The organism is Pseudomonas sp. NPDC089734 (assembly GCF_044748865.1).
In the GTDB taxonomy this organism is placed as follows: Bacteria; Pseudomonadota; Gammaproteobacteria; order Pseudomonadales; family Pseudomonadaceae; genus Aquipseudomonas.
On sequence record NZ_JBIVGV010000008.1, the window covers coordinates 130,935 to 154,976 of the forward strand.

At 58.9% G+C, this 24,042-nt stretch carries 20 protein-coding genes; 13 read left to right on the forward strand and 7 right to left on the reverse strand.

Annotated elements, in window-relative coordinates:
- Window positions 1-207 precede the first annotated feature (207 nt).
- Window positions 208-618, reverse strand: a complete 411-nt coding sequence (locus tag ACIPY9_RS12920; protein ID WP_400701334.1) for a hypothetical protein — start codon at window positions 616-618, stop codon at window positions 208-210.
- 577 nt (window positions 619-1,195) lie between these two features.
- On the opposite strand from ACIPY9_RS12920, the gene ACIPY9_RS12925 reads away from it, so the two are divergent.
- Together ACIPY9_RS12925 and ACIPY9_RS12930 are read left to right on the forward strand one after the other, a co-directional pair.
- Window positions 1,196-2,128: a chemotaxis protein CheV gene (locus ACIPY9_RS12925; protein ID WP_400701337.1), complete on the forward strand. Its 933-nt coding sequence runs from the start codon at window positions 1,196-1,198 to the stop codon at window positions 2,126-2,128.
- Window positions 2,129-2,222: 94 nt separating this feature from the next.
- The gene (locus ACIPY9_RS12930; protein ID WP_400701340.1) at window positions 2,223-3,032 is read left to right on the forward strand and encodes an MOSC domain-containing protein; all 810 of its coding nucleotides are present in this window, start codon (window positions 2,223-2,225) and stop codon (window positions 3,030-3,032) included.
- 51 nt (window positions 3,033-3,083) lie between these two features.
- Here ACIPY9_RS12930 and ACIPY9_RS12935 read toward each other — a convergent pair whose 3' ends face one another.
- Window positions 3,084-5,012, reverse strand: coding sequence for a transglycosylase SLT domain-containing protein (locus ACIPY9_RS12935; RefSeq protein WP_400701343.1), 1,929 nt, complete (start codon window positions 5,010-5,012; stop codon window positions 3,084-3,086).
- Between the two features lie 205 nt (window positions 5,013-5,217).
- Here ACIPY9_RS12935 and ACIPY9_RS12940 point away from each other — a divergent pair, with 205 nt between their 5' ends.
- Entirely contained in the window at window positions 5,218-7,134 is a 1,917-nt protein-coding gene (locus ACIPY9_RS12940) for an ATP-binding cassette domain-containing protein (RefSeq protein WP_400701346.1), read from the forward strand.
- A 65-nt stretch (window positions 7,135-7,199) separates the two neighbouring features.
- Here ACIPY9_RS12940 and ACIPY9_RS12945 read toward each other — a convergent pair whose 3' ends face one another.
- Entirely contained in the window at window positions 7,200-7,640 is a 441-nt protein-coding gene (locus ACIPY9_RS12945) for a universal stress protein (protein WP_400701349.1), read from the reverse strand.
- Window positions 7,641-7,933: 293 nt separating this feature from the next.
- Here ACIPY9_RS12945 and ACIPY9_RS12950 point away from each other — a divergent pair, with 293 nt between their 5' ends.
- The 7 genes from ACIPY9_RS12950 (at window position 7,934) to ACIPY9_RS12980 (ending at window position 16,311) form a co-directional block, all read left to right on the forward strand.
- Complete coding sequence (locus tag ACIPY9_RS12950; protein WP_400701352.1) at window positions 7,934-8,371, forward strand: hypothetical protein; 438 nt, start codon at window positions 7,934-7,936, stop codon at window positions 8,369-8,371.
- 581 nt (window positions 8,372-8,952) lie between these two features.
- The gene (fadB, locus tag ACIPY9_RS12955; protein ID WP_400701355.1) at window positions 8,953-11,100 is read left to right on the forward strand and encodes a fatty acid oxidation complex subunit alpha FadB; all 2,148 of its coding nucleotides are present in this window, start codon (window positions 8,953-8,955) and stop codon (window positions 11,098-11,100) included.
- 22 nt (window positions 11,101-11,122) lie between these two features.
- The gene (gene fadA, locus ACIPY9_RS12960) at window positions 11,123-12,298 is read left to right on the forward strand and encodes an acetyl-CoA C-acyltransferase FadA (RefSeq protein ID WP_400701358.1); all 1,176 of its coding nucleotides are present in this window, start codon (window positions 11,123-11,125) and stop codon (window positions 12,296-12,298) included.
- A gap of 103 nt (window positions 12,299-12,401) precedes the next feature.
- On the forward strand, window positions 12,402-12,638 hold the full coding sequence (locus tag ACIPY9_RS12965) for a DUF1653 domain-containing protein (RefSeq protein WP_400701361.1): 237 nt from the start codon (window positions 12,402-12,404) through the stop codon (window positions 12,636-12,638).
- Window positions 12,639-12,751: 113 nt separating this feature from the next.
- Window positions 12,752-15,364 (forward strand): type I DNA topoisomerase, encoded by a 2,613-nt coding sequence (gene topA, locus ACIPY9_RS12970; RefSeq protein WP_400701364.1) that lies wholly within the window; start codon window positions 12,752-12,754, stop codon window positions 15,362-15,364.
- A 128-nt stretch (window positions 15,365-15,492) separates the two neighbouring features.
- Complete coding sequence (locus ACIPY9_RS12975) at window positions 15,493-16,014, forward strand: DUF6586 family protein (RefSeq protein WP_400701367.1); 522 nt, start codon at window positions 15,493-15,495, stop codon at window positions 16,012-16,014.
- Between the two features lie 63 nt (window positions 16,015-16,077).
- Window positions 16,078-16,311 (forward strand): hypothetical protein, encoded by a 234-nt coding sequence (locus ACIPY9_RS12980; protein ID WP_400701370.1) that lies wholly within the window; start codon window positions 16,078-16,080, stop codon window positions 16,309-16,311.
- A 10-nt stretch (window positions 16,312-16,321) separates the two neighbouring features.
- Here the strand turns inward: ACIPY9_RS12980 and sulA are convergent, their stop codons facing one another.
- Together sulA and lexA are read right to left on the reverse strand one after the other, a co-directional pair.
- Entirely contained in the window at window positions 16,322-16,792 is a 471-nt protein-coding gene (gene sulA, locus ACIPY9_RS12985; RefSeq protein ID WP_400701373.1) for an SOS-induced cell division inhibitor SulA, read from the reverse strand.
- Window positions 16,793-16,801: 9 nt separating this feature from the next.
- Window positions 16,802-17,410: a transcriptional repressor LexA gene (lexA, locus tag ACIPY9_RS12990; RefSeq protein ID WP_400701376.1), complete on the reverse strand. Its 609-nt coding sequence runs from the start codon at window positions 17,408-17,410 to the stop codon at window positions 16,802-16,804.
- A gap of 247 nt (window positions 17,411-17,657) precedes the next feature.
- Between lexA and ACIPY9_RS12995 the strand changes: the two genes are divergently transcribed.
- The 3 genes from ACIPY9_RS12995 (at window position 17,658) to ACIPY9_RS13005 (ending at window position 20,231) form a co-directional block, all read left to right on the forward strand.
- Window positions 17,658-18,374 (forward strand): TetR family transcriptional regulator, encoded by a 717-nt coding sequence (locus tag ACIPY9_RS12995; protein WP_400701379.1) that lies wholly within the window; start codon window positions 17,658-17,660, stop codon window positions 18,372-18,374.
- 108 nt (window positions 18,375-18,482) lie between these two features.
- Window positions 18,483-19,481, forward strand: a complete 999-nt coding sequence (gene nagZ, locus ACIPY9_RS13000; RefSeq protein ID WP_400701592.1) for a beta-N-acetylhexosaminidase — start codon at window positions 18,483-18,485, stop codon at window positions 19,479-19,481.
- 9 nt (window positions 19,482-19,490) lie between these two features.
- On the forward strand, window positions 19,491-20,231 hold the full coding sequence (locus tag ACIPY9_RS13005) for an S-methyl-5'-thioinosine phosphorylase (RefSeq protein WP_400701382.1): 741 nt from the start codon (window positions 19,491-19,493) through the stop codon (window positions 20,229-20,231).
- A 472-nt stretch (window positions 20,232-20,703) separates the two neighbouring features.
- Here the strand turns inward: ACIPY9_RS13005 and ACIPY9_RS13010 are convergent, their stop codons facing one another.
- Complete coding sequence (locus ACIPY9_RS13010; RefSeq protein ID WP_400701385.1) at window positions 20,704-23,439, reverse strand: DEAD/DEAH box helicase; 2,736 nt, start codon at window positions 23,437-23,439, stop codon at window positions 20,704-20,706.
- Between the two features lie 67 nt (window positions 23,440-23,506).
- A complete protein-coding gene (locus ACIPY9_RS13015; RefSeq protein ID WP_400701388.1) occupies window positions 23,507-24,031 on the reverse strand; it encodes a CsiV family protein in 525 nt (174 codons plus the stop codon).
- Window positions 24,032-24,042: the final 11 nt, after the last annotated feature.

Here is a 24,042-nt window from a genome sequence, read left to right on the forward strand (position 1 = left end):
GTAGCCCTCTGATTAAAGAACCTTTTCATGCCCGGTCGGCAATCTTACCCCAATATAAATGGCAATTTAATGGTTAACCTGATTTCTTCATTGAACAGAGAGTGTGCGGAGTGCTGTTCCATCCGCTTTGCTTCACTAGTGGCGTGATCTTTACGAGGTGAAAGCGTTCAAGCAGACGGGCGCTTGAACGTGACAGGCGGGCAGGTTTTATTTCCGGTGCGAGCAGGCCATGTTGGCGAGTTTTTCCAGGAGCTCCTGTTGTTCTTCGCTGTCCAGAAGCAGTTCGCCGGTGCGTGGGTCAATCAGTTCCAGTTGCCAGGACATCAGGGCCAGACAGCTTTTCAGCGTGTTCAGGGCTTCCGGTGAAAGCCCTGTTTCCTGTCGCACTTCGGTGAGCCTGCACCTGAGTTGTCGGGAAAAGTCGGCAATGCACTCGACCGATGCCCTGTCCGCTTCATGGGTCAACTTGAGCAGGGTGGTCTGAAGACACTCTATGGCATCTTCATCGTCGGAAATCATTTCCAGGTGCAACAGGCATTCTTCTGACTTGTATAGAAGCGTCAGGGATTCGGTCAGGAACTGATCGTGCTCCTGCTGCCATTCATTGCCGTTCAGCATCCTCTGTCTCCACACATGCGGGATGGCGAATTTGTTTGGTTCGCGGTGAGTGCAAGACAGTTAATGTTGATTTGAAATGAATGTATGTAGGCTTTTTCTGAATATTGTTTAATGATGGCACTTTGATATTTAACGATTGAAGCCCAAAAGCCTTCATGCCTGTTGCAGGCCTGCAGGAAATTCCCCACTTGTGCCACAGTGCATCGCGATTTACGAAGGGCAACGAGTTTCGGGGAGGTGGCCGGTTGCGAGGGCCGGAAAGCGAACAAAAGCCTGACTCCATTCATGCAGTGAGAATGGCGTCACAATAGTGGCTATTGAACGATGAGAATATCAGGTTGGCCCTGAGGGGGGATCAGGCCTCCCCTTAGGCTCAAACAGTCCAGGCCCGTCTTTTTTTGAGAGGCAGGCAGAAATTTTCTGTCATATTTGGCCGCAGGCAGTGCGACACCAGTAAAGCATGATGGTAATGTGACATCAATGCTCGGACATTCTATTTATGGCTATTAAGGTCCGGCCTGTTGCAGCCGATACAGGTACTGCAGACTCATCGTGATCAACGCTTCAGGAGCTATAAATGGCTGGCATTCTCGACACAGTAGATCAACGCACACAGCTGGTGGGCGAGAATCGCCTGGAAATCCTCATGTTCCGCCTGGCCGGTCGACAGTTGTTCGCGATCAACGTTTTCAAGGTTCAGGAAGTGCTGCAGTTGCCCAAGCTGACCCTGATGCCGCAACGACACTCGTTTGTCTGCGGCGTGGTCAACCTGCGTGGCCAGACGCTGCCGGTGATCGACCTGTCTCAGGCGATCGGCATGCGTCCACTGGTGCCGGGGCCTGGCAGCACCATCATCGTGACTGAATATAACCGTTCCGTTCAGGCGTTCCTGGTCGGTGGGGTCGATCGCATCGTCAACATGAACTGGGACGCGATCATGCCGCCGCCGACGAGCGCCGGCCGTCAGCACTATCTGACGGCCATCAGCAAGGTCGATGACCAGTTGGTCGAAATCATCGACGTGGAAAAGGTCCTCGCCGAGATCGTGCCTTACAACGCCAAGGTGTCCCGTGAAAAACTGGAGGACCCGGTTCTGGAACACGCCCGTGGCCGTGAAATCCTGCTGGTCGATGACTCCAAGGTCGCCCTGGCTCAGTTGCGTGACACCCTGTCGCAACTGGGACTGAAGTTGCATGTGGCCAGCGATGGTCTCAAGGCGCTGAATATTCTCAAGAGCTGGGCGGATGCAGGCGAGAACGTCGAAGAAAAGCTGCTGATGGTCTTCACCGACGCGGAAATGCCCGAGATGGATGGCTATCGCCTGACAACGGAAATCCGCAACGACCCGCGTCTGCGTGGTCTGTACATCGTGCTGCATACCTCCCTGTCCGGCAGCTTCAACGAATCGATGGTCAAGAAGGTCGGTTGTGACAACTTCCTCTCCAAGTTCCAGCCGGACAAACTGGTCGAGGTGGTGCGTCAGCGTCTGATGATGGTCAACGGCGGCTGAAACATTTGTTCGATTGCAGGTGCCTTGCCTGAGGTAGCTCGTATAAGCTGCGATCTCTCTAGTTGCAGCTTTTCGAGTCTCCAAGGAACAGGCCATGCTACGTCTCAGTTCGCTCTATCGTTTTCCCCTCAAATCATGCAAGCCCGAAGTGCTGCAACGTGCATCGTTCGATGAGTTGGGGTTGGCGGGCGATCGACGCTGGATGCTGGTGGATGCCAGCAATGGGCGTTTCTTCACCCAGCGTGCCTTGCCGCACATGTCCCAGTTGTCCGTGCTGTGGAATGCGGCGGGGGGCGTGACCCTTTCCGCTCCCGGCCTGCCGCCTCTGGATGTTGCCATCCCGTCGGGTATCGAGTCCGGTCTGCGCGGCGTGACCGTCTGGCGTGACACTTTGCAGGTGCCGGATGCCGGTGAGGAGGCGGCTGCCTGGGTCAGTGAGTTCATCGGCAAGCCGACGCGCATGGTGCATGTACCGTTGGAGCGTGCCCGTTCGTTGCCCAGTGGTTACGGCACGGCTGATGACAAGGTGGCGTTTGCCGATGGTTTCCCCCTGCTGCTGATCGGTCAGGGATCCCTCGACGATCTGTCCGCCAGAGTCGGGCGTCCGCTGGAGATGCTGCGTTTCAGGCCCAATCTGGTGGTCGAAGGTGCCGAGGCCTTTGCCGAGGATGGCTGGAAGCGTATCCGCATTGGCGACATGGAGTTTCGCCTGCTCAAGCCCTGTTCGCGCTGCATCCTGACCACCATCGATCCGGCCACCGGCCAGCGCAGCGAGGACCGCGAACCTCTGACCACACTCAAGACCTATCGTGAAGTCGAAGGCGAGGTGTTGTTTGGTCAGAATGCGGTCAATGACGGCGCAGGTGTGCTGGAAGTGGGCATGAAGGTCGAAGTGCTTGAGTGACCTCAAGGGCGCGGGGAAGGGCAGCCAGGGCTGTCTTCCCCGCGACGGGTCTTACAGGTCGTCGAAGAAGCGCTCGTGCCAATCCACCAGTGGCTGGGGTGAATTGAGCTTCTGCCCGTAGATCACGGAATAAGACAGCACGTTCTGGACGTACTGGCGTGTTTCGTCAAAGGGAATGCTCTCCACCCAGACATCGAAGGCCAGATGGTTGGCGCCCTTGAGCCATTGGCGAACACGGCCTGGACCGGCGTTATAGGCAGCAGAGGCGAGTACACGGTTGCCGTTGAACTGGCCGTGTACCTGACTCAGATAGGCTGCACCGAGCTGGATGTTCTTGTCCGGGTCAAGCACCTGCTGCGCAGAGGCCAGCGGGATATTGAACTTGCGAGCGGTTTCCTTTGCAGTGGCGGGCATCAATTGCATCAGGCCGCTGGCGCCGACGCCTGAACGGGCATCGTCCATGAAGGCGCTTTCCTGACGGGTAATGGCGAAGACCCAGCTTGAATGCAGACCGCGTGTCCTGGCTTCACGGACCAGCGTGTCGCGGTGTGCCATGGGGAAGCGAATGTCCAGATCATCCCAGTACTGGGCCTGACTGATGGTGCGAATGGCCGGGAAGTACCATTTCATGTCATAGGCCAGTCTGGCCTGGGCGACCATTTCGTCACGGTTGAACAGACGGCTGACGTGATACCACTCGCGACGGCCGTCCACGATTTCGCCACGGTCATGAAATTCCAGGGCGCGGCGTACGCCGGGCGTATTGCGTACCTTGTTGACCAGTGCGGGGCTGAGCACCAGAGGCTTGTTATTGATCTGGTAAGGGTTCTGGGTCCGGTCGGCTGCCAGGAAGCCATAGAAATCGCGCTCCTTGGCCACATCCTTGTAAAGAGCGGGGATGAGAGGGTTGTTCGGCTGGGCGAGTTCCAGAGCGCGGGCTTCCCAGTAGCGCCAGCGGTTGGTGCTGGCCAGATCCTGAGGCAGGCGGCGGGCCAGCTCATAGGCGTCTTCCCAGCGACCCAGGCGCAACAGCAGGCGCAGGCGCCATTCGGTCACGGTGTTGTCGCGCAGTTCAGGGTCGTATCTGGTCATGACTTCCAGCGCACGGTCGTCATAGCGCCGGGCCAGGGTCAGGCCGATTTCCTTGGCGATCTCGACTTGCTCTTCGCGGGAGAAGTGCATGGTCGCGGCATAGCCGTCGAGCATGGACAGGGCTTTTTGCGGATCTTGCCTTGCCAGGCGACGCAGACCGAGGCCGACCACATCGGACATGGCTTCATCGACAGGCGTAAATTGCGCCGGGTTGTTGAGCATCTCCGGCTTCTGAGCAACGGCCAGCAGCAGTTTGCCCTGAGGGGCGAGGGAGTTGAGACTGTTGACCAGTCGGGTCGCCAGGCTGTAGTTGCGCGCCTGGGCTGCCAGCTTGGCGCGTTGCCAGCGTTTCTGCTCGGTCAACTGGCCGGCCGCTGCCCACTGGGAAAAGAGGGGTTCACAGGCGTCGGGCTGGGTCTTGCCGGTCATCCAGAGCTTTTCGGCGTTTGCATAGCCTTCTGCGCGCTGGTTGCTGTTCAACTGGTACTGGCCATACAGGCAGTCCAGCTCGACGAAGTTCATCTTCGGGCTGTAGTACTTGGCGAAGGTCTGCCAGTCGCCGCGTTCGGCCAGCCAGCGCAACCAGCGCAATTTCATCCAGTTGGCCTGGGGCAGGTCGTCGTGCTCCGCCAGAAATCGTTCGATTTCCTGATTGCTGGCGGTCTTCAGGCGAGCCGTCAGTTCGTCGTATTCCAGGTAGGGTTCCAGCGGGTAGCTGGCCAGTACCGACTTGTACATCTGATAAGGGCCTGAATCGCCCTTGGCCAGTGCCCGTTTTGCTTCGTCGTAGTATTTGCGTTGTTGGCTGAGGTCTGCCGCGTGAAGGTTCTGGGCCGCGGTGGCAGAGAGTAGCAGGCAGGATAGAAAGCTGAACAAGCGACTGCGCATGAGACTTCCGAGCAGATGAGTCGTGAAAAAGTGTGACTAGCTTAGCCTTTTGCCAGCCCCGGTTGAAAGCGTTGCCGACGGTGATGACGCATGTGGAAATACAAGTGTTGCACGAGAGCCGGAGGCGGGCGGTGCACGGAGGCATGAATGCCGACATCGACCCGTTATCTCAGGTAGAATGCGCGCCCGGTTTTTGGAGAAGATCATGACCCTGCTCAAATTCAGCGATGTGTCCCTTGCTTTCGGCGCCATGCCGTTGTTGGACAAGGTGTCCTGGCAGATCGCCCGTGGTGAGCGGGTGTGCATCATCGGCCGCAACGGCACAGGCAAGTCCAGCATGTTGAAGCTGGTCAAGGGCGTTCAGAAGCCCGATGACGGTGCTGTCTGGCGTACGCCGGGCCTCAAGATCGGCGAGTTGCCCCAGGAATTGCCGGTGGCCGACGAGCGGACAGTCTTCGACGTGGTCGCCGAAGGTCTGGATGGCGTAGGCGCATTGCTCGCCGAATACCATCACCTTGCCCAGAACTGCGTGACCGAGGAAGACCTCAACAAGCTGATGCATGTGCAGCAGGATCTCGAAGCCCGTGATGGCTGGCGTCTGCAGCAACTGGTCGAGAGCACCCTGAGTCGCTTGCAACTGCCTGCCGACAAGACGCTGGCCGAGCTGTCCGGTGGCTGGCGTCGCCGTGTGCTGCTGGCCCAGGCACTGGTTTCCGAGCCGGACCTGTTGCTGCTCGACGAGCCGACCAACCACCTGGACATCGGTGCCATCGCCTGGCTGGAAGAAGCCCTCAAGGATTTTCAGGGTGCGGTGCTGTTCATCACGCACGACCGGGCATTCCTGCAAAATCTGGCCACCCGCATCCTGGAGCTGGACCGTGGCGGCCTGATCGACTGGAACGGCGACTACGCCAGCTTCCTGGTTCACAAGGAAGCCATGCTGGCGGCCGAGGAGACGGCCAATGCGCTGTTCGACAAGCGCCTGGCCCAGGAAGAGGTCTGGATTCGCCAGGGCATCAAGGCGCGTCGTACCCGTAACGAAGGCCGGGTTCGTGCCCTCAAGGCCTTGCGCGTCGAGCGTAGCGAACGTCGCGAGCGCACCGGCAAGGCCAATATCCAGCTCGATACTGCCGAGAAGTCCGGCAAACAGGTGATGATGCTCGAGGGCGTGAGTTTTGCGCATCCGGGCGGCCCGACCCTGATCAAGGACTTCTCCATGGTCCTTCAGCGCGAGGATCGCATCGGCCTGTTGGGTGCCAACGGTACCGGCAAGACCACGCTGCTCAAGCTGATGCTGGACAACCTTCAGCCTACGCAGGGTAAGGTGGAGGTGGGGACACGCCTGGAGGTCGCCTATTTCGACCAGTTGCGTCACCAGCTCGATCTGGAAAAGACCGTGATCGACAACGTGGCCGAAGGCCGTGATTTCATCGATATCGATGGCCAGAGCCGCCATGTCCTGAGTTACCTGGGCGATTTCCTGTTCAGCCCGCAGCGCGCGCGTACACCGGTCAAGGCGTTGTCCGGTGGTGAGCGTGCCCGTCTGCTGCTGGCCAAGCTGTTCAGCAAGCCGGCCAACCTGCTGGTACTCGACGAACCGACCAACGACCTGGATGTGGAAACCCTGGAGCTGCTGGAAGAAGTGCTGTCGACCTTCAAGGGCACGGTGCTGATGGTCAGCCACGACCGGGCATTCCTGGACAACGTGGTGACCAGCACGCTGGTGTTCGAGGGCGAAGGCAAGGTGCGTGAGTACGTCGGCGGTTATCAGGACTGGCTGCGGCAGGGCGGTTCACCGCGCTTGCTGGGCGTGACCGATACCAAGTCGGGCAAGGCCGAGCTCAACAGTGCAGTGGTGCCGGCTGCACCGGCACCTGCGGCGGCTCCGGAGATACCGGTTGCGAAGAAGAAGCTCAGCTACAAGCAGCAGCGCGAGCTGGAGGCCCTGCCGGGGCAGATCGATGAAGTGGAAGGGTTGATTGCCGCCCTGACGGCTGAAATGTCCGAGCCGGGTTTCTATCAGCGCCCGGCCGAGCAGACCACGGCGGTGCTGGCGCAACTCGAAAGCCAGCAGGCGCAACTGGATGCGTTGCTGGAGCGTTGGGCCGAGCTGGACGAATGACGACCCGATGAATAAAAAGCCCGGGGTGTACCCGGGCTTTTTGTTGAGGCTGGCCGTTGCGGCGTTTACTCGGGCTTTTTGAGGCGTACGGCCAGGACGTCGCACGGTGCGCCATGCAGGACGTCATTGGCGGTCGAGCCCAGCAGCAGGGCAAGGCCATGGCGGCCATGGCTGCCGACGACGATCAGGTCGCATTTCTGGTTCTTGGCCAGTTGGTGGATTTCCTGACGTGGCTGGCCGTAGACCAGATGGCTTTCTCCGGCCTTGATGTCCGGGTATTTCGACTTCAGCTTCTCGAGTTTTTCCTTGGCCTGGTCGAATTGCTGTTGCTGCAATTGCGACAGGTCCATCGGGACATCGCCCCCGAAGGCCATGGCCATGGGTTCTACGATGTGTACCATCGACAATGTTGCATTGCTGGCTTGTGCCAGCTCACGAGCGCGTCGGATGACGGGGTCGCACTCATCGGTGAGGTCAATGGCAACCAGGATGTGTTGATATGACATGAGGAGGTCCTCCGAGAGGATTGCGATAATGGTGAGTATGGCTTTTTCGCGCGCTTCTGGGCAGGCCCTTTTGCAAGCCATTGTTCTTATGGTTGTTTTCAGCGTCGCAAAGGCCGGGAAACAAGGCCTGGGCAATGCAGCGGGCCGGCAGGGGGCGAATCTGGCGCTCAGTGGGCGCTATCGGCTCTGCGGGCCTTTCGGGTGATCTCCTTTGGGCGGCTCGGATACGAGTCTGTTTATGTGCTGCGTGCAGCGAGTTTCATACGAGGCCTTATCAGGCGGGGACAAGAAATATGACGGCCGTGGTGGTTCTGTCAATCATTTGTGTAATGTTGAGTCCGCTGGTATGGCTGCGCCCGTCGCGTCAGCAGAGCGGCAGAATGGCTCTGCGCCTGGAGGCCCGGCGTCTGGGAATGGCGATGCAACTGACTCCTCAGGAATGGCCGCACTGGCTGGCCAAAGAGCCGCCAAGCCCTTGTGCGCAATACCATCGACCTCGCCGCAGTGCGCAGATGGCGTCCTGGGCCTACTGGCAGAGTGAACCGGGGGTCTGGCTCAACCGATGGCGTGAGCCCTGCGAGGATGCGGCGCTGATAAATCATTTCAATACATTGCCGGCAGACGTCTTCAAGGTCGAAGCCGATGCGCAGATGATTGCGCTGTATTGGGGGGAAAGGGGAGAGCCGGAGGTCTTGCTGCGAATCGATTCGGTGCTCAAGGCGCTGGCCTGACGGCCGAATGGCAGGCAATAAAAAGCCCGATAGCAACATCGGGCTGGGGGTTGGCCAGGCAGGCCGATAATACGTGGCGTCGACGGTGCAATGCCGAAAATCGCCGGCTGCAGGCATGGGCTTCGTTCGCTGACGAGCGGCTTTGCATGCAGTGCGCTGACTCTAGACCTTCTGCTCCGTTTTGTCGCGTTTTTCCTTGATATTTTTCGTTCGTGAGCCTCAACGGTGCAAAAGGACCGCGGAGGCTTTGTCGCGACCTTTGCATTATCACTTTCCCAAATGATGACAAATCAAGCGTGGTCTTTTGGGTGATGGCCCGGCAGTGATTCCGGGTAATCGACCGTTTTTATTGATGTTTCGTTGAATTGACAATTAACCGGTTTTGCCTGATGGTGTGCGTACCCAAATCAAACGGGCGTATGAATTGATCGTTTGGTCGTCAGACGGCTCTGACAGAATTCTGGCTACCACGTCGGCGGGTGTGCTTGATTTGGTGTGTTCATCGACGGCGACGTCGTAGTCTCATCGAGCGTTAATGTGCGATGAGTATTGTTCAGCTTCCATATCGTGGAGATCAGTTGATGATTTACGAAGGTAAAGCCATCACGGTTAAGGCTCTTGAAAGTGGCATCGTCGAATTGAATTTCGACCTCAAGGGTGAGTCCGTCAACAAATTCAATCGCCTGACCCTGAACGAACTGCGTCAGGTCGTGGACGTCCTCAAGGCCGACAGCACTGTCAAAGGTGTGATTGTCACCAGCGGCAAGGATGTCTTCATTGTCGGCGCCGATATCACCGAGTTCGTCGACAACTTCAAGCTGCCGGATGCCGAACTGGTTGCCGGCAACCTTGAGGCCAACAGGATTTTCAGCGATTTCGAGGACCTGGCTGTCCCGACGGTCGTGGCCATCAATGGCATCGCCCTGGGTGGCGGTCTGGAGATGTGTCTGTCGGCCGACTACCGTGTCATGTCCACCACGGCGAAGATCGGTCTTCCCGAAGTCAAGCTGGGTATCTATCCCGGTTTTGGCGGCACGGTTCGCCTGCCGCGGATCATCGGTGCCGACAATGCCATCGAGTGGATCGCTTCCGGCAAGGAAAACGGTGCCGAAGACGCGCTCAAGGTGGGCGCTGTCGATGCGGTGGTCGTACCTGAAAAGCTTCAGGCGGCGGCTCTGGATCTGGTCAAGCGCGCCATCAGTGGCGAGTTCGATCACAAGGCCAAGCGTCAGCCCAAGCTGGACAAGCTCAAGCTCAATGCCATTGAACAGATGATGGCATTCGAAACCGCCAAGGGTTTTGTCGCAGGTCAAGCCGGACCGAATTACCCGGCCCCTGTCGAGGCCATCAAAACCATCCAGAAAGCCGCCAACTTCGGCCGTGACAAGGCGCTGGAAGTCGAGGCTGCCGGTTTTGTGAAAATGGCCAAGACTTCTGCGGCGCAGAGTCTGATCGGTCTGTTCCTGAACGACCAGGAACTGAAAAGAAAGTCCAAGGCCTACGATGCACTGGCCAAGGACGTGAATCAGGCCGCCGTGCTGGGCGCCGGGATCATGGGCGGTGGCATTGCCTATCAGTCGGCGGTCAAGGGCACGCCGATCCTGATGAAAGACATTCGCGAAGAAGCCATCCAGCTGGGCCTGGGCGAAGCTTCCAAGCTGTTGGGCGGGCGTGTCGATAAAGGCCGTCTGACCCCGGCCAAGATGGCTGAAGCCCTCAATGCGATCCGTCCGACGCTTTCCTATGGCGATTTCGGCAATGTCGACCTGGTGGTCGAGGCCGTCGTCGAGAACCCCAAGGTCAAGCAATCGGTGCTGGCCGAGGTCGAAGCGCAGGTGGGTGAAAACACCATTCTGGCTTCCAACACTTCGACCATTTCCATCAGCCTGCTGGCCAAGGCCCTCAAGCGTCCGGAAAACTTCGTCGGCATGCACTTCTTCAACCCGGTGCACATGATGCCGCTGGTGGAAGTCATTCGTGGCGAGAAGTCCAGCGAAGAGGCCGTGGCGACGACCGTGGCTTATGCCAAGAAAATGGGCAAGAACCCGATCGTGGTCAACGATTGCCCGGGCTTCCTGGTCAACCGCGTTCTGTTCCCGTATTTCGGCGGTTTCGCCAGGCTGGTCAGTGCCGGTGTGGATTTCGTGCGCATCGACAAGATCATGGAAAAGTTCGGCTGGCCCATGGGGCCTGCGTACCTGATGGACGTGGTCGGTATCGACACCGGGCACCATGGCCGTGATGTCATGGCTGAAGGCTTCCCGGATCGCATGAAGGACGACCGTCGTTCGGCCGTGGATGTGTTGTATGAGGCCAAGCGTCTGGGGCAGAAGAACGGCAAGGGCTTCTATGCCTATGAAACGGACAAGAAGGGCAAGCCCAGGAAGGTGACTGACCCGACTGTGCTGGATGTCCTGAAGCCGATTGTCTACGAGCAGCGTGAGCTGAGCGACGAAGACATCATCAACTGGATGATGATCCCGTTGTGTCTGGAAACCGTGCGCTGCCTGGAAGACGGCATTGTCGAAACGGCTGCCGAAGCGGACATGGGTCTGATCTACGGTATCGGTTTCCCTCCGTTCCGTGGTGGTGCGTTGCGTTACATCGACTCCATCGGCGTCGCCCAATTCGTTGCCCTCGCTGACCAATATGCCGAGCTGGGTGCCTTGTATCAACCGACCGCGAAGCTGCGTGAAATGGCCAGCAAGGGCCAGAGCTTCTTCGGTTAAGCGCCTTCTGAGGAATGAACGTATGAGCTTGAATCCAAGAGACGTCGTGATCGTCGACTTCGGTCGTACTCCGATGGGCCGCTCCAAGGGTGGCATGCACCGCAATACACGTGCCGAAGACATGTCGGCGCACCTGATCAGCAAAGTGCTGGAGCGTAACGCGAAGATCGATCCGGCCGAGGTCGAGGACGTCATCTGGGGCTGCGTCAACCAGACCCTGGAGCAGGGCTGGAACATTGCGCGCATGGCGTCGCTGCTGACCCAGATCCCTCACACCTCCGCTGCCCAGACCGTGAGCCGCCTGTGCGGGTCCTCCATGAGCGCGCTGCACACGGCGGCCCAGGCCATCATGACCGGTAACGGCGACGTGTTCGTCATCGGTGGTGTGGAACATATGGGGCACGTGGGCATGATGCACGGCGTCGACCCGAACCCGCACATGTCCCTCTATGCCGCCAAGGCATCCGGGATGATGGGGCTGACGGCCGAAATGCTGGGCAAGATGCACGGCATCACCCGTGAGCAACAGGATGCATTCGGCCTGCGCTCCCATCAGCTTGCCCACAAGGCGACGCTGGAGGGCAAGTTCAAGGACGAGATCATCCCGATGCAGGGCTATGACGAAGACGGTTTCCTCAAGGTGTTCGACTATGACGAAACCATTCGTCCCGACACCACCCTGGAAAGCCTCGCGGCGCTCAAGCCGGCATTCAACCCCAAGGGCGGTACGGTGACGGCGGGTACGTCGTCGCAGATTACCGATGGTGCGTCGTGCATGATCGTCATGTCCGCCCAGCGTGCCAAGGATCTGGGCATTGAGCCGATGGCCGTGATCCGTTCCATGGCGGTGGCGGGTGTGGACCCTGCAATCATGGGTTACGGGCCTGTGCCTGCCACTCAGAAAGCCCTCAAGCGCGCCGGTCTGAGCATTGCCGATATCGACTTCTTCGAGCTCAACGAAGCCTTTGCAGCACAGGCCCTGCCAGTGCTCAAGGATCTGAAAGTGCTCGACAAGATGAATGAGAAGGTTAACCTGAACGGCGGTGCGATCGCGTTGGGTCATCCATTCGGGTGTTCCGGTGCGCGCATCTCGGGCACCTTGCTCAATGTGATGAAGCAAAATGGCGGTCGCCTTGGCGTTTCCACCATGTGCATCGGGCTGGGGCAGGGCATTGCCACTGTTTTCGAACGTACCTGATGCGTTAAGGTGATGCGAGCCGGGGCTTGGTGCCCCGGCTTTTGCATTTTGGAAAATCGATTTTTTACCCGTTATTTCAGACAGGTTTCACGAGGACGGCAGCATGCAGTTACAGCCAGGGCTCTATCGCCACTACAAAGGCCCGGAGTACAGGGTTTTCAGCGTTGCCCGACATTCTGAAACCGAGGAAGAAGTGGTGTTTTATCAGGCTCTTTATGGCGATTACGGGATGTGGGTGCGTCCCTTGAGCATGTTTCTGGAGTCGGTTGAAGTTGACGGCGAGCAAGTGCCGCGCTTTGCTTTGGTTCAGGTCGAGCCAAGTCTTTTTTCGCACCCTTGAGTCGGAATCGCACAACAGCCTGTGCTTGACCTCACCCTGTAGCCACTATATATAGCGTGGCCTTTATAGGCTCCAATCTGTCTTTCATCTAGTTTTCAGGAATTTTCTGATCCATGGGCAAATCGCTGGTCATCGTGGAATCCCCGGCTAAGGCCAAGACCATCAACAAGTATTTGGGTAACCAGTACGTGGTGAAGTCGAGTATCGGCCATATCCGAGACCTGCCCACCAGCGGTTCGGCGAGTGCTGCCAAGGAGCCTGCTGCAAAGCGTGGCAAGGCGAGCGCAGGCGAAGCGCCGGCGCTGAGTCCCAAGGAAAAGGCCCGGCGCCAGTTGGTGTCGCGCATGGGCGTCGACCCCGAACAGGGCTGGAAGGCCAAATACGAAATCCTTCCCGGCAAGGAGAAGGTGATCGAAGAGCTGCGCAAGCTGGCCAAGGATGCCGACACCATCTATCTCGCAACGGACTTGGACCGCGAGGGGGAAGCCATTGCCTGGCACCTGCGCGAAGCCATCGGTGGGGATGACAGCCGCTTCAAGCGTGTGGTGTTCAACGAAATCACCAAGAAAGCCATCCAGGAAGCGTTCTCCAGTCCGGGTGAGCTGGACATCGCCAGGGTCAACGCCCAGCAGGCGCGTCGTTTCCTGGACCGCGTCGTGGGTTACATGGTCTCGCCGCTGCTCTGGCAGAAGGTCGCCCGTGGCCTGTCTGCCGGTCGCGTGCAATCGGTTGCCGTGAAGCTGGTGGTCGAGCGCGAGCGTGAGATCCGCGCTTTCATCCCTGAAGAGTATTGGGAGATTCACGCCGATCTGGGCACCGCCAAGGGCGCCAATGTGCGCTTTGAAGTGGCCAGGGAAAACGGTGAGGCCTTCAAGCCGCTCAACGAAGCCCAGGCCATGGCGGCCCTGGAAAAGCTCAAGGCTTCCAGCTACAGCATCGTCAAGCGTGAGGACAAGCCGACCAGCAGCAAGCCTTCGGCTCCGTTCATCACTTCCACCCTGCAACAGGCTGCCAGCAACCGTCTGGGCTTCGGGGTGAAGAAAACCATGATGATGGCCCAGCGCTTGTATGAAGCGGGCTACATCACCTATATGCGTACCGACTCGACCAACCTGTCGGCCGACGCGGTCAGCATGGCGCGTGATTACATCGAAACCGAGTTCGGCAAGAAGTACCTGCCGGAATCGCCCAATGTCTACAGCAGCAAGGAAGGCGCCCAAGAGGCTCACGAAGCTATTCGTCCCTCAGACGTCAATACTCACCCGAGCAAGCTGTCGGGCATGGAGCGTGACGCCGAGCGCCTTTATGAGTTGATCTGGCGCCAGTTCGTGGCCTGCCAGATGCCACCGGCCCAGTACCTGTCGACCACGGTCAGTGTTGCTGCTGGCGAGTTCGAGCTGCGCGCCAAGGGCCGCATCCTGAAGTTCGACGGTTACACCCGCGTGTTGCCGCAGATGACCAAGCCGGGCGATGACGGTGTGCTGCCGGACATGGCTCAGGGCGAATCCCTGAAGCTCGTCAAGCTGGACCCGAGCCAGCACTTCACCAAGCCACCGGCACGTTACTCCGAGGCCAGTCTGGTCAAGGAAATGGAAAAGCGCGGTATCGGTCGTCCTTCGACTTATGCGGCGATCATTTCCACGATCCAGGACCGTGGCTATGTGGCGCTGCATAACCGTCGGTTCTACTCGGAAAAGATGGGCGATATCGTGACCGGTCGTCTTTCCGAAAGCTTTTCCAACCTGATGGACTACGGCTTTACCGCCGGGATGGAAGAGAACCTCGATGACGTGGCCCAGGGCGAGCGCGACTGGAAGAACGTGCTGGACGAGTTCTACGGCGATTTCCGCAAGAAGCTTGAAGTGGCCGAGGCCCCTGACAGCGGCATGCGCGCCAACCAGCCGGTGATGACCGACATTCCGTGCAAGGTCTGTGGTCGTCCCATGCAGATCCGTACCGCTTCGACAGGTGTTTTCCTGGGGTGCTCAGGCTACAGCCTGCCGCCGAAGGAGCGTTGCAAGGCAACGGTCAACCTGACGCCGGGTGACGAGATCGCCGAGGATGATGAAGGCGAGTCCGAATCCCGCGTGTTGCGTGGCAAGCATCGCTGCCCGGTCTGCAGCACCGCCATGGATGCTTACCTGCTGGATGAAAAGCACAAGCTGCACATCTGCGGCAACAACCCGGATTGTTCGGGTTACGAGATCGAAGAGGGCACTTATCGCATCAAGGGCTATGAAGGGCCGAGCCTTGAGTGCGACAAGTGTGGCAGCGAGATGCAGCTCAAGACCGGGCGCTTCGGCAAGTTCTTCGGCTGTACCAATGCCGAGTGCAAGAACACCCGCAAGCTCCTCAAGAGCGGTGATGCGGCGCCACCGAAGATGGATCCGGTGAAGATGCCTGAGCTCAAGTGCGACAAGGTCGACGACACCTACATCCTGCGGGACGGTGCCTCCGGTCTGTTCCTGGCCGCCAGCCAGTTCCCGAAGAACCGCGAGACGCGTGCGCCTCTGGTCATCGAGATCGTGCCGCACAAGGACGAAATCGATCCCAAGTATCACTTCCTTTGTGAAGCGCCGCAGAAAGACCCCGATGGCCGTCCGGCGGTAATTCGTTACAGCCGCAAGACCAAGGAGCAATATGTGCAGACCGAAGTGGAAGGCAAGCCGACCGGCTGGCGTGCGTTCTACGACGGCGGTGTCTGGAAGGTCGAAGACAAACGCTGATTCCAGTGCCCGTCGTGAGGCGGGCCTGGGTGTCACGGTTCGAGAAGCTCTTGGCAGGAGGGGCCTGCCGAGAGCTTTGACGTTTGTCAGTATCCCCGTTTCATCTGACCGTTATGGAGAATGCCGTCATGGCCCATGAACTCTATACCCGCACCAACCAGAAGATTTACTTTGCAGGCCTTGCGCTGGAAGCACTCGGCAAGGCCGAGACAGGGCAGGCCGTGAATGCCCCGGCCTTGCTTCAGGCAGAGCGTGAGTCGGCATTGTTTCATTTGTATGGTGCCTTGCTGGGTCTGTGCCATGAAATCGCCGGTTTCTACCGCTTGCCACAGGCGGGCGCGCCGCGTGCCGAGTTATTGCTGACCCAGGAAACGCTGGACGCCATCGCGATTCCCGAGATGGCCGAGCTGGTCGAACTGGCGCGCTCCAGGGAAACCTGGCTGGCACAGTTGCTGGCGGCCTACAACGCACTGTTCGAGCCGCCTCGTGCTCCAAAAGCCCCGAAGGGTGACGTCACTCAGCCCATGATTGTGGCGGTCAATCTGGATGACGAACCCGAGACAGGGCTGACCAGCAAGGAACTGGAAGGCTGGCGCCAACAACTCAAGAGTCTGGCGATTCGTTTTCGTGAAGGCTTGAGCGAGTGCTAAAACCAATGATCTATAGGCTGGCAGACTGGTACAATGCTCGCCTTTCGCGGAGTATTTGTCCTGATGCCTACCTCTTTTCTTGAAATTGTCGAACTACCTGACGGCCGTATAGAGCTGCGTCGTGCCGATGATGAGGGGGCGTTGGTAACCCTTGATTTTTCGGCGGATGCCAAGTCCTTTCTGCAAGGCCAGCATATCGAGATTGCCAAGGCAATGTTGAGTGTGGGCGTGCAGATGGCCGGACGTCTGGTCGAAGGTGAGCTTGAAAAGGACACCGGCCCTCGCGTTCTGCACTAAGAACCGGTTCTCATCCCAGCCGAATGTTCAGGCTCTGCGCCTCTCCGCTTCTGGCGGCACTGATCAACTGCTGACGAGCTCCGATGCCCAGCGGATTGATCCAGCTGACAACCGTATGACTACGCCCCAGTCGAAGCGCCTCACGCGTCAGCTCCAGTGCGGTTTGTGTACCGCGAGGTTGCAGGATCAGGATTCGCTCCCTGTTGAGCCCGGCCTCTCTGAGCCATGTCTGCGTCAGGCTTGAAGGCGGTGCGATCAGTGTCAGCCAGCGGTCGCTGGTGTCCTGACTCAATTCCCGAAGGATGGGTGCGAGGAGGTTGAGGCAGTTCCCGGCAGCGCCACGCAATGCCAGCTCACTGAAAGCTTCTGGCTCGTTGCTCCAGGTTTCTTCGGCTACATGGACAAGCATCGGAGCGATGGGCTGGGCCAGGAACGCCTCGAACAATGGCAATTGCGTGTGCGGTGCTTGATGGAACTGCATAACGTCTCCTTATCGGCGAATGACGCCAACGCTCAGACCTTCGATGACCAGATCCTGATTCTTGAGGTCGACTTCGATCGGTGCGAACTCGGGGTTCTCGGCAATCAGCCAGACCTTGCTGCCTTCACGCTTGAAGCGCTTTACCGTGACCTCGTCACCGATGCGTGCAACGACGATCTGGCCGTTGCGGGCCTCGCGGGTGGTGTGCACGGCCAGCAGGTCGCCATCCAGGATGCCGATATCCTTCATGCTCATGCCGTGTACCCGAAGCAGGTAGTCGGCGCTGGGGTGAAAGAAGGTCGGGTTGATATTGCAGGACTCTTCGATATGCTGTTGGGCCAGGATCGGGGCACCGGCAGCGACGCGGCCAATGATGGGCAGGCTGTTTTCGTCTGCCTTGACCTCGAAGTCGGGAATGCGAATGCCGCGTGATGCGCCGGGCGTCATTTCAATGGCGCCTTTGCGGGCAAGAGCCTTGAGATGTTCTTCGGCCGCATTGGGGGATTTGAATCCCAGCTCCTGGGCGATTTCCGCGCGGGTAGGCGGGTAGCCGTTGTCTTCCAGGCAGCGTTTGATGAAGCCCAGAATCTCGGCCTGGCGTGGCGTCAGTTTGATCATGTCGAGCGCTCTGTCTTTTTATACAGTGACTGGGATTATATACAGTAAAGGCTGGTTGGCAATCATCCTTTGCATTCCGGTTGCCAAACGGTCGCGCCGAACGGATCGGCTTCTGGTTGGCATTGAATGCAATCTGTCATTTAAAATCCGGATACGTGACTGTTCGGCCACAATGTGAACGGCCCCGCTTGACAACAGCCCCGGCTGATACGTATGTTTCAAACGTTCGTTTGTTAGGCAGAGAGCCATGGCCCAGTCGGAAACCGTTGAACGCATTCTTGATGCTGCCGAGCAGTTATTCGCAGAAAAAGGCTTTGCAGAAACCTCTCTGCGTCTTATCACGAGCAAGGCTTCGGTCAATCTGGCGGCCGTGAATTATCACTTCGGCTCCAAGAAGGCGCTTATCCAGGCCGTGTTCTCGCGATTTCTCGGGCCGTTCTGCATCAGCCTCGATCGTGAACTCGAGCGGCGTCAGGCGCGTCCCGAGCACAAGCCCAGTCTTGAAGAGCTTCTGGAAATCCTTGTAGAGCAGGCCTTGGCCGTGCAGCCCCGCAGTGGCAACGACCTGTCGATCTTCATGCGTCTGCTGGGACTAGCGTTCAGCCAGAGCCAGGGTCACCTGCGTCGTTATCTGGAAGACATGTACGGCAAGGTGTTCCGCCGCTACATGGTTCTGGTCAATGAAGCCGCTCCCCGTATTCCTCCCATCGAACTGTTCTGGCGCGTGCATTTCATGCTGGGTGCCGCCGCCTTCAGCATGTCGGGCATCAAGGCCTTGCGCGCCATTGCCGAAACCGACTTCGGCGTGAACACCTCCATCGAGCAGGTCATGCGTCTGATGGTGCCGTTTCTGGCGGCGGGCATGCGTGCCGAAACCGGCGTGACCGATAGCGCAATGATCAGTGCGCAGCTCAAGCCGCGTACCAAGAGTTCTTCAAGCGCTCCGGTCGCCCTCAAGGCCTGACGCTATTGTCGGGTACGCCTGCATTGCGCGTGGCTCCAGGATCAAGCACCATGCCTTCCCATTGAAGAATTGGTAATGGTGCTAAGGGTTTTTTCTATGAGTTCTGGCCTGCAAGGCTCCCTGATGGTCGATGTCGCCGGTACCTGGCTGACCGCCGAAGACCGTCAGTTTCTGCGTCAGCCCGAAGTGGGCGGTTTGATCATCTTTGCCCGTAATATCGAGCACCCGCGCCAGGTGCGCGAGTTGAGCGCGGCCATTCGTGCCATTCGTCCTGACCTGCTGTTGGCAGTGGATCAGGAGGGAGGCCGGGTTCAGCGGTTGCGTCAGGGGTTCGTGCGTTTGCCTGCGATGCGATCCATTGCCGACAGGCCTGATGCCGAGTCTCTGGCCGAGCATTGTGGCTGGCTGATGGCAACCGAAGTGCTGGCCGTTGGACTGGACCTGAGTTTTGCGCCGGTGCTGGATCTCGACTTTCAGCGTAGCGCGGTAGTGGGAACCCGTTCCTTCGAGGGCGATCCCGAGCGTGCAGCCTTGCTGGCGGGTGCCTTTATCCAGGGGATGAAGGCTGCCGGCATGGCCGCTACCGGCAAGCATTTCCCGGGACATGGCTGGGCCGAGGCCGACTCCCATGTGGCGATTCCCAACGATGAGCGCAGCCTGGATGAAATTCGTGCCAGTGACCTTGTGCCTTTTGCACGTTTGAGCAAACAACTGGCTGCCGTCATGCCGGCCCATGTGATTTATCCGCAGGTCGATTCGCAGCCTGCAGGATTCTCCCGTCGCTGGTTGCAGGACATTCTGCGCGGCGAATTGCAATTTGACGGGGTTATCTTCAGCGATGACCTGTCCATGGCGGGCGCTCATGTAGTGGGCGATGCGGCCAGCCGTATTGAAGCTGCGCTCACGGCAGGCTGTGACATGGGGCTGGTCTGCAATGACCGCGCCGCAGCCGAACTGGCCCTGAGTGCTGCGCAGCGCTTGAAGGTCAAGCCTTCTGCGCGTATCGCCCGCATGCGGGGGCAGGCGCACGCTTCGACGGATTATCGGCAGCACCCGCGTTGGTTGACCGCGCTTCAAGCGCTGCGCAACGCCCAATTGATCGATTAAGGATTTGCAATGACTGTTTACGCGATTATCGGTGGCACGGGGCTGACCCAGCTGGAAGGCTTGAATATCCGCCAGTCCCTGCCTATGAATACCCCCTATGGCGCGCCGTCCGGCGAAATCCAGATCGGTGACTATGCCGGTCGCGAGGTGATGTTTCTGGCTCGCCATGGCCATCCTCATCGTCTGCCGCCGCATCAGGTCAACTACCGCGCCAATATCTGGGCCTTGAAGCAGGCGGGAGCTGAAGCGATTCTGGCGGTTAATGCTGTGGGCGGTATCCACCCGGCCATGGGGACCGGGCATTTCTGTGTGCCCCATGATCTGGTCGATTACACCAGTGGTCGCCAGCACACCTTCTTTGCCGACGATCTGGAGCAGGTCACGCATATCGACTTCAGCTACCCCTACACCGAGGCACTGCGTTCCCGCCTGATTGCTGCTCTGGCGGCCGAGGGGTGCGAGTTCAGTGACCGGGGTGTGTATGCCTGCACCCAGGGGCCTCGTCTGGAGACGGTGGCGGAGATCGTTCGTCTTGAGCGCGATGGCTGTGACATCGTTGGCATGACCGGCATGCCTGAGGCCGCGCTGGCCCGTGAGCTGGAGCTGGACTACGCCTGTCTGGCGCTGGTGGTCAACCCGGCGGCGGGCAAGTCCACGGCGATCATCACCATGGCCGAGATCGAGCAGGCGCTGCGCGATGGCATGGGCAAGGTGAAAGCCACCCTGGCGCGGGTGCTGTCGGCGGAGTAAGCCCGAATTCATTTGCGAAAAAACGATTCATCCAATATTTCAGAGTCAACCTATAGCCAAAGGCTTACACGAGCTGAAGATAATTCGCTCTTTTTACCTTGCTCAAAGGCTCGTAAGATTGGATCCAACAACTGGTGAACAAGGAGTTCGCCAGGATCAAGGATGATCGACCATTGCCTGGGAGGCGGCCGACAGGGAGTTGGGATGGTCTTGGGAAAAACCCGCTTCGGCGGGTTTTTATTTGCCTGTAAGAAAGTGACGAAGCGCTGACTGCGTAGGAGCGGATTCATCCGCGAAAGCTGCCTGTCAGGCGACACATTTCCTGCTGCGTCAACGCCCCCCTTCGCGAATGAATTCGCTCCTACGCTTATGGGGGCCGTAGGAGCGGATTCATCCGCGAAAGCTGTCTGTCAGGCGATACATTTCTTGCGGCTTCAACGGCCTCTTCGCGAATGAATTCGCTCCTACGGGGTTATTTCTTGCCTTTCTTCGGTGCTGTTGGCAACGGCGCGAACAGCGCCTGAAGGTCTTCATCCCGCAGTTTCCAGTCCCCGCTTGAGCGTCCGTCGAGGATGCCTGCCGCCAGTGCCGATTTTTCCTGCTGCAAATGCTGGATTTTCTCTTCCACGGTGCCGCGAGCAATCATCTTGTAGACGAAGACCGGCTTGTCCTGGCCGATGCGATAGGCGCGGTCGGTGGCCTGGTTTTCGGCCGCCGGGTTCCACCAGGGGTCATAGTGGATCACGGTGTCGGCGGTGGTCAGGTTCAGGCCGGTACCGCCAGCCTTCAGGCTGATGAGAAAGACCGGCAATCTGCCGTTCTGGAAGTCCTGGATCGGTGTGCGTCGGTCGCGGGTTGCGCCGGTGAGCAGGGCGTAGCCGATACCGCGTTGCTGGAGTTCCTGCTCGATCAGGGTCAGCATCGACGTGAATTGCGAGAACAGCAGGATCTTGCGTCCTTCGGCCAGCAGCTCCTCGAACATCTCCATCAGGCTTTGCAGCTTGGCCGAGCTGCCCTGCTTGCTGTTGACGGGCATGTCGTCGTTGACCAGACGCAGGTCGCAGCAGACCTGACGCAGCTTGAGCAGAGCTTCAAGGATGATGATCTGGCTGCGTGCAACGCCCTTGCGGGTGATCTCGTCGCGAACCTTCTTGTCCATGGCCAGTCGCACGGTTTCATAGACGTCGCGTTGCGCGTCATTGAGTTCTACCCAATGAATGATCTCGGTCTTGGGCGGCAGTTCGGTTGCGACCTGTTCCTTGGTGCGGCGCAGCAGGAACGGTTTGATGCGGGCGTTGAGGTGGTGCAGGCGATCCTCATTGCCGTGTTTCTCAATGGCCGTCCGATAGTTGCTGTTGAATTCCTTGCTGCTGCCCAGCCAGCCGGGCATCAGGAAGTGAAACAGTGACCACAGCTCGCCCAGGTGGTTTTCCAGCGGTGTGCCGCTCAGGCACAGGCGCTGACGGGCATTGAGGTTGCGCGCTGCCTGGGCCGCCTTGCTGTTGGGGTTCTTGATGTATTGCGCTTCGTCGAGAATCAGCACGTGAAACGGCTGTTTTTCCAGAAGTTCGAGATCCCTTGGTAGCAGGGCGTAGGTGGTCAGGATCAGGTCGTAGTCCTGAAGGTTGCCGGCATCCTGATGGCGGTTGGCACCATACAGGGCCAGTACCTTGAGCTGCGGCGTGAACCGCTCGGCTTCGTCCAGCCAGTTGGGAATCAGGCTGGTCGGCATGATGGCCAGTGCGGGGCGGTCCAGGCGTCCGGCCTGTTTTTCCATCAACAGGTGCGTCAGGGTCTGCAGGGTCTTGCCCAGCCCCATGTCGTCAGCCAGCACGCCTCCGACTTCCAGCTCGCGCAAGGATTGCATCCAGCTCAGGCCTTCCAGCTGATAAGGCCGCAGGGTGGCATTCAGGCCTTCGGGGAGGCTGACAGGGGCATCCTTGATGTTCGTCAACCGTTCGGCGAACTGACGCAGCCGGTCGCCGCCTTGCCAGATCAACGGCATGTCGTCGAGTTCGGTGAGGCGCGCGGCGTCGGCGGTGCTCATGCGCAGCTTGTTGCTGTCTTCCTCGCGCCAGTAGAAGTCGCCGAGGGTGGCCAGTACCGGTTTGAGTCGGCCGTAGGGCAGGGCGACCTGAACCGGCCCGCCTCCGTTCTGGGTGAAGTGATTGAGTTGAACCAGCAATTGCTCTTCGTCGCCGCGTTTGGCGACGGCTGAAGGGCTCATCAGTTCGGGGTGGCTGCGCAGCAGATTGATCAGGATCGGCAGCAGGCTCAGGCGTTCTCCGTTGACGATGATCCCCAATTCAAGGTCGAACCAGTCGCGTTCGTTTTCCTCGTCGATGACGGCGTACCAGTCGTCCACGGGGGTGACGTCAAAGCCGAAATCGTCGCGTATTTCGATTTCCCAGCCTTGCTCGCGCAGCCTCGGCAGGTCGTCGAGCACAAAATGCAGCCATGCCTTGTCGGTGGGCAGTTCATACATGTCGCCAGCGCTGTCGGGCAGGGCCTTGCTTTGCCGGGTGGCAACCTTGAAGCCGATGTCGTTCAGGACCTGGCGATACTGCCGCTCCTGCTCGCCCTGGCGTCGGATGCGCAGGGTTTCGGTTTCAGTGTGTTCGATGATGTCGCTCTTCTGGTTGACCAGATCGCTGCCCAGCGAACTCACCAGGATGCTGACATTGGTGGTGCCGACCGCATAGTGCTTGCCATAGGCGAAGGCCAGTGCTGCGCGATGCTGAATGTGGCGCTGCATGCGACCATTGCGCGGTTCGTAGGCGCTGAACTCGATACTGGCCAGAATCAGGCGCGGTATGGGGGCCATGTTATCGATCAGGCGCTCGGGCAATGCCGGCGGTTGCTCCACGGCCTCACTGGCCTGTGAGGCCATGGCGGCCAGGATGGCAGGCCTGTTCTGCGGGTCTTTCAGAAAATACAGGGCTGCCACGCAATGTTTGCAATCGTCGCGTACCGGGCAGGTGCATTTGCAGATCAGGTAATTCCTGTAGCGATCCGGGTCCTTGAACAGCAGGGTCTGGGTGTAGAGCTCCAGACTCGAGCCACGGCAGGTGGTGCGAATGATCTGCGGGCTGGATTCTTCGAGGGTGATGCGTTTTTGCTGGGCATAGGCATACCCCCGCTCGAGAGTCTGGGGTTTGAATAGCTGTGTCCATGCAGAGGCAAGGACTTTTTCGAGAATGGACGACACAGTTTTAAAAAGCCCTACGCCGTAGCGATGCTCAAAAGAAAGGGAGCGCAGCCGCGCTCCGGAATGCTCAAAGGGAAGAAACTTTTATCAGCAGGGCCAGGTTGCTGTTGTCCAGATAGATCAGCTCGCCGTTCTTGACCCTGGCGGTCTGCTTCATGCGTTCGCTGCTGATCAATATGCCATGCGGATCAAGCTGGTTGATCCAGAAGTCTGCCGCGACATCGGTGAAGCGGGCAATCGCCAGGCTGACGGTGCCCTCGATCGGGAAGTGGCCGAGCCGTTCCTGGCCGCTGGTGATCGCCACCTTGTCCTTTTCGGTGCCGATGGTCTGTTGCCAGGCCTTTTGCAGCAGCACTTCATAGGCACCGCTGTCCTGAAGCTTCCTGACGGTGTCGTTCAGGGCCGGGCTTCGTTCGTTGCCGGCATCGAGCTTCCGGGCTCCGGCGTTCCAGTCTTCGGGAGCGTACTGCAAGGTCCCGGCCGGTTCGCCGAGCTGACGGAACAGGATCATTTCCACCTGATACAGGCCGTCCGCAAAGGCTGGCGGGGCGACAAGCGCCAACAGCAGGATGAATGAACGAAACAGACGCATGGATGAATCCT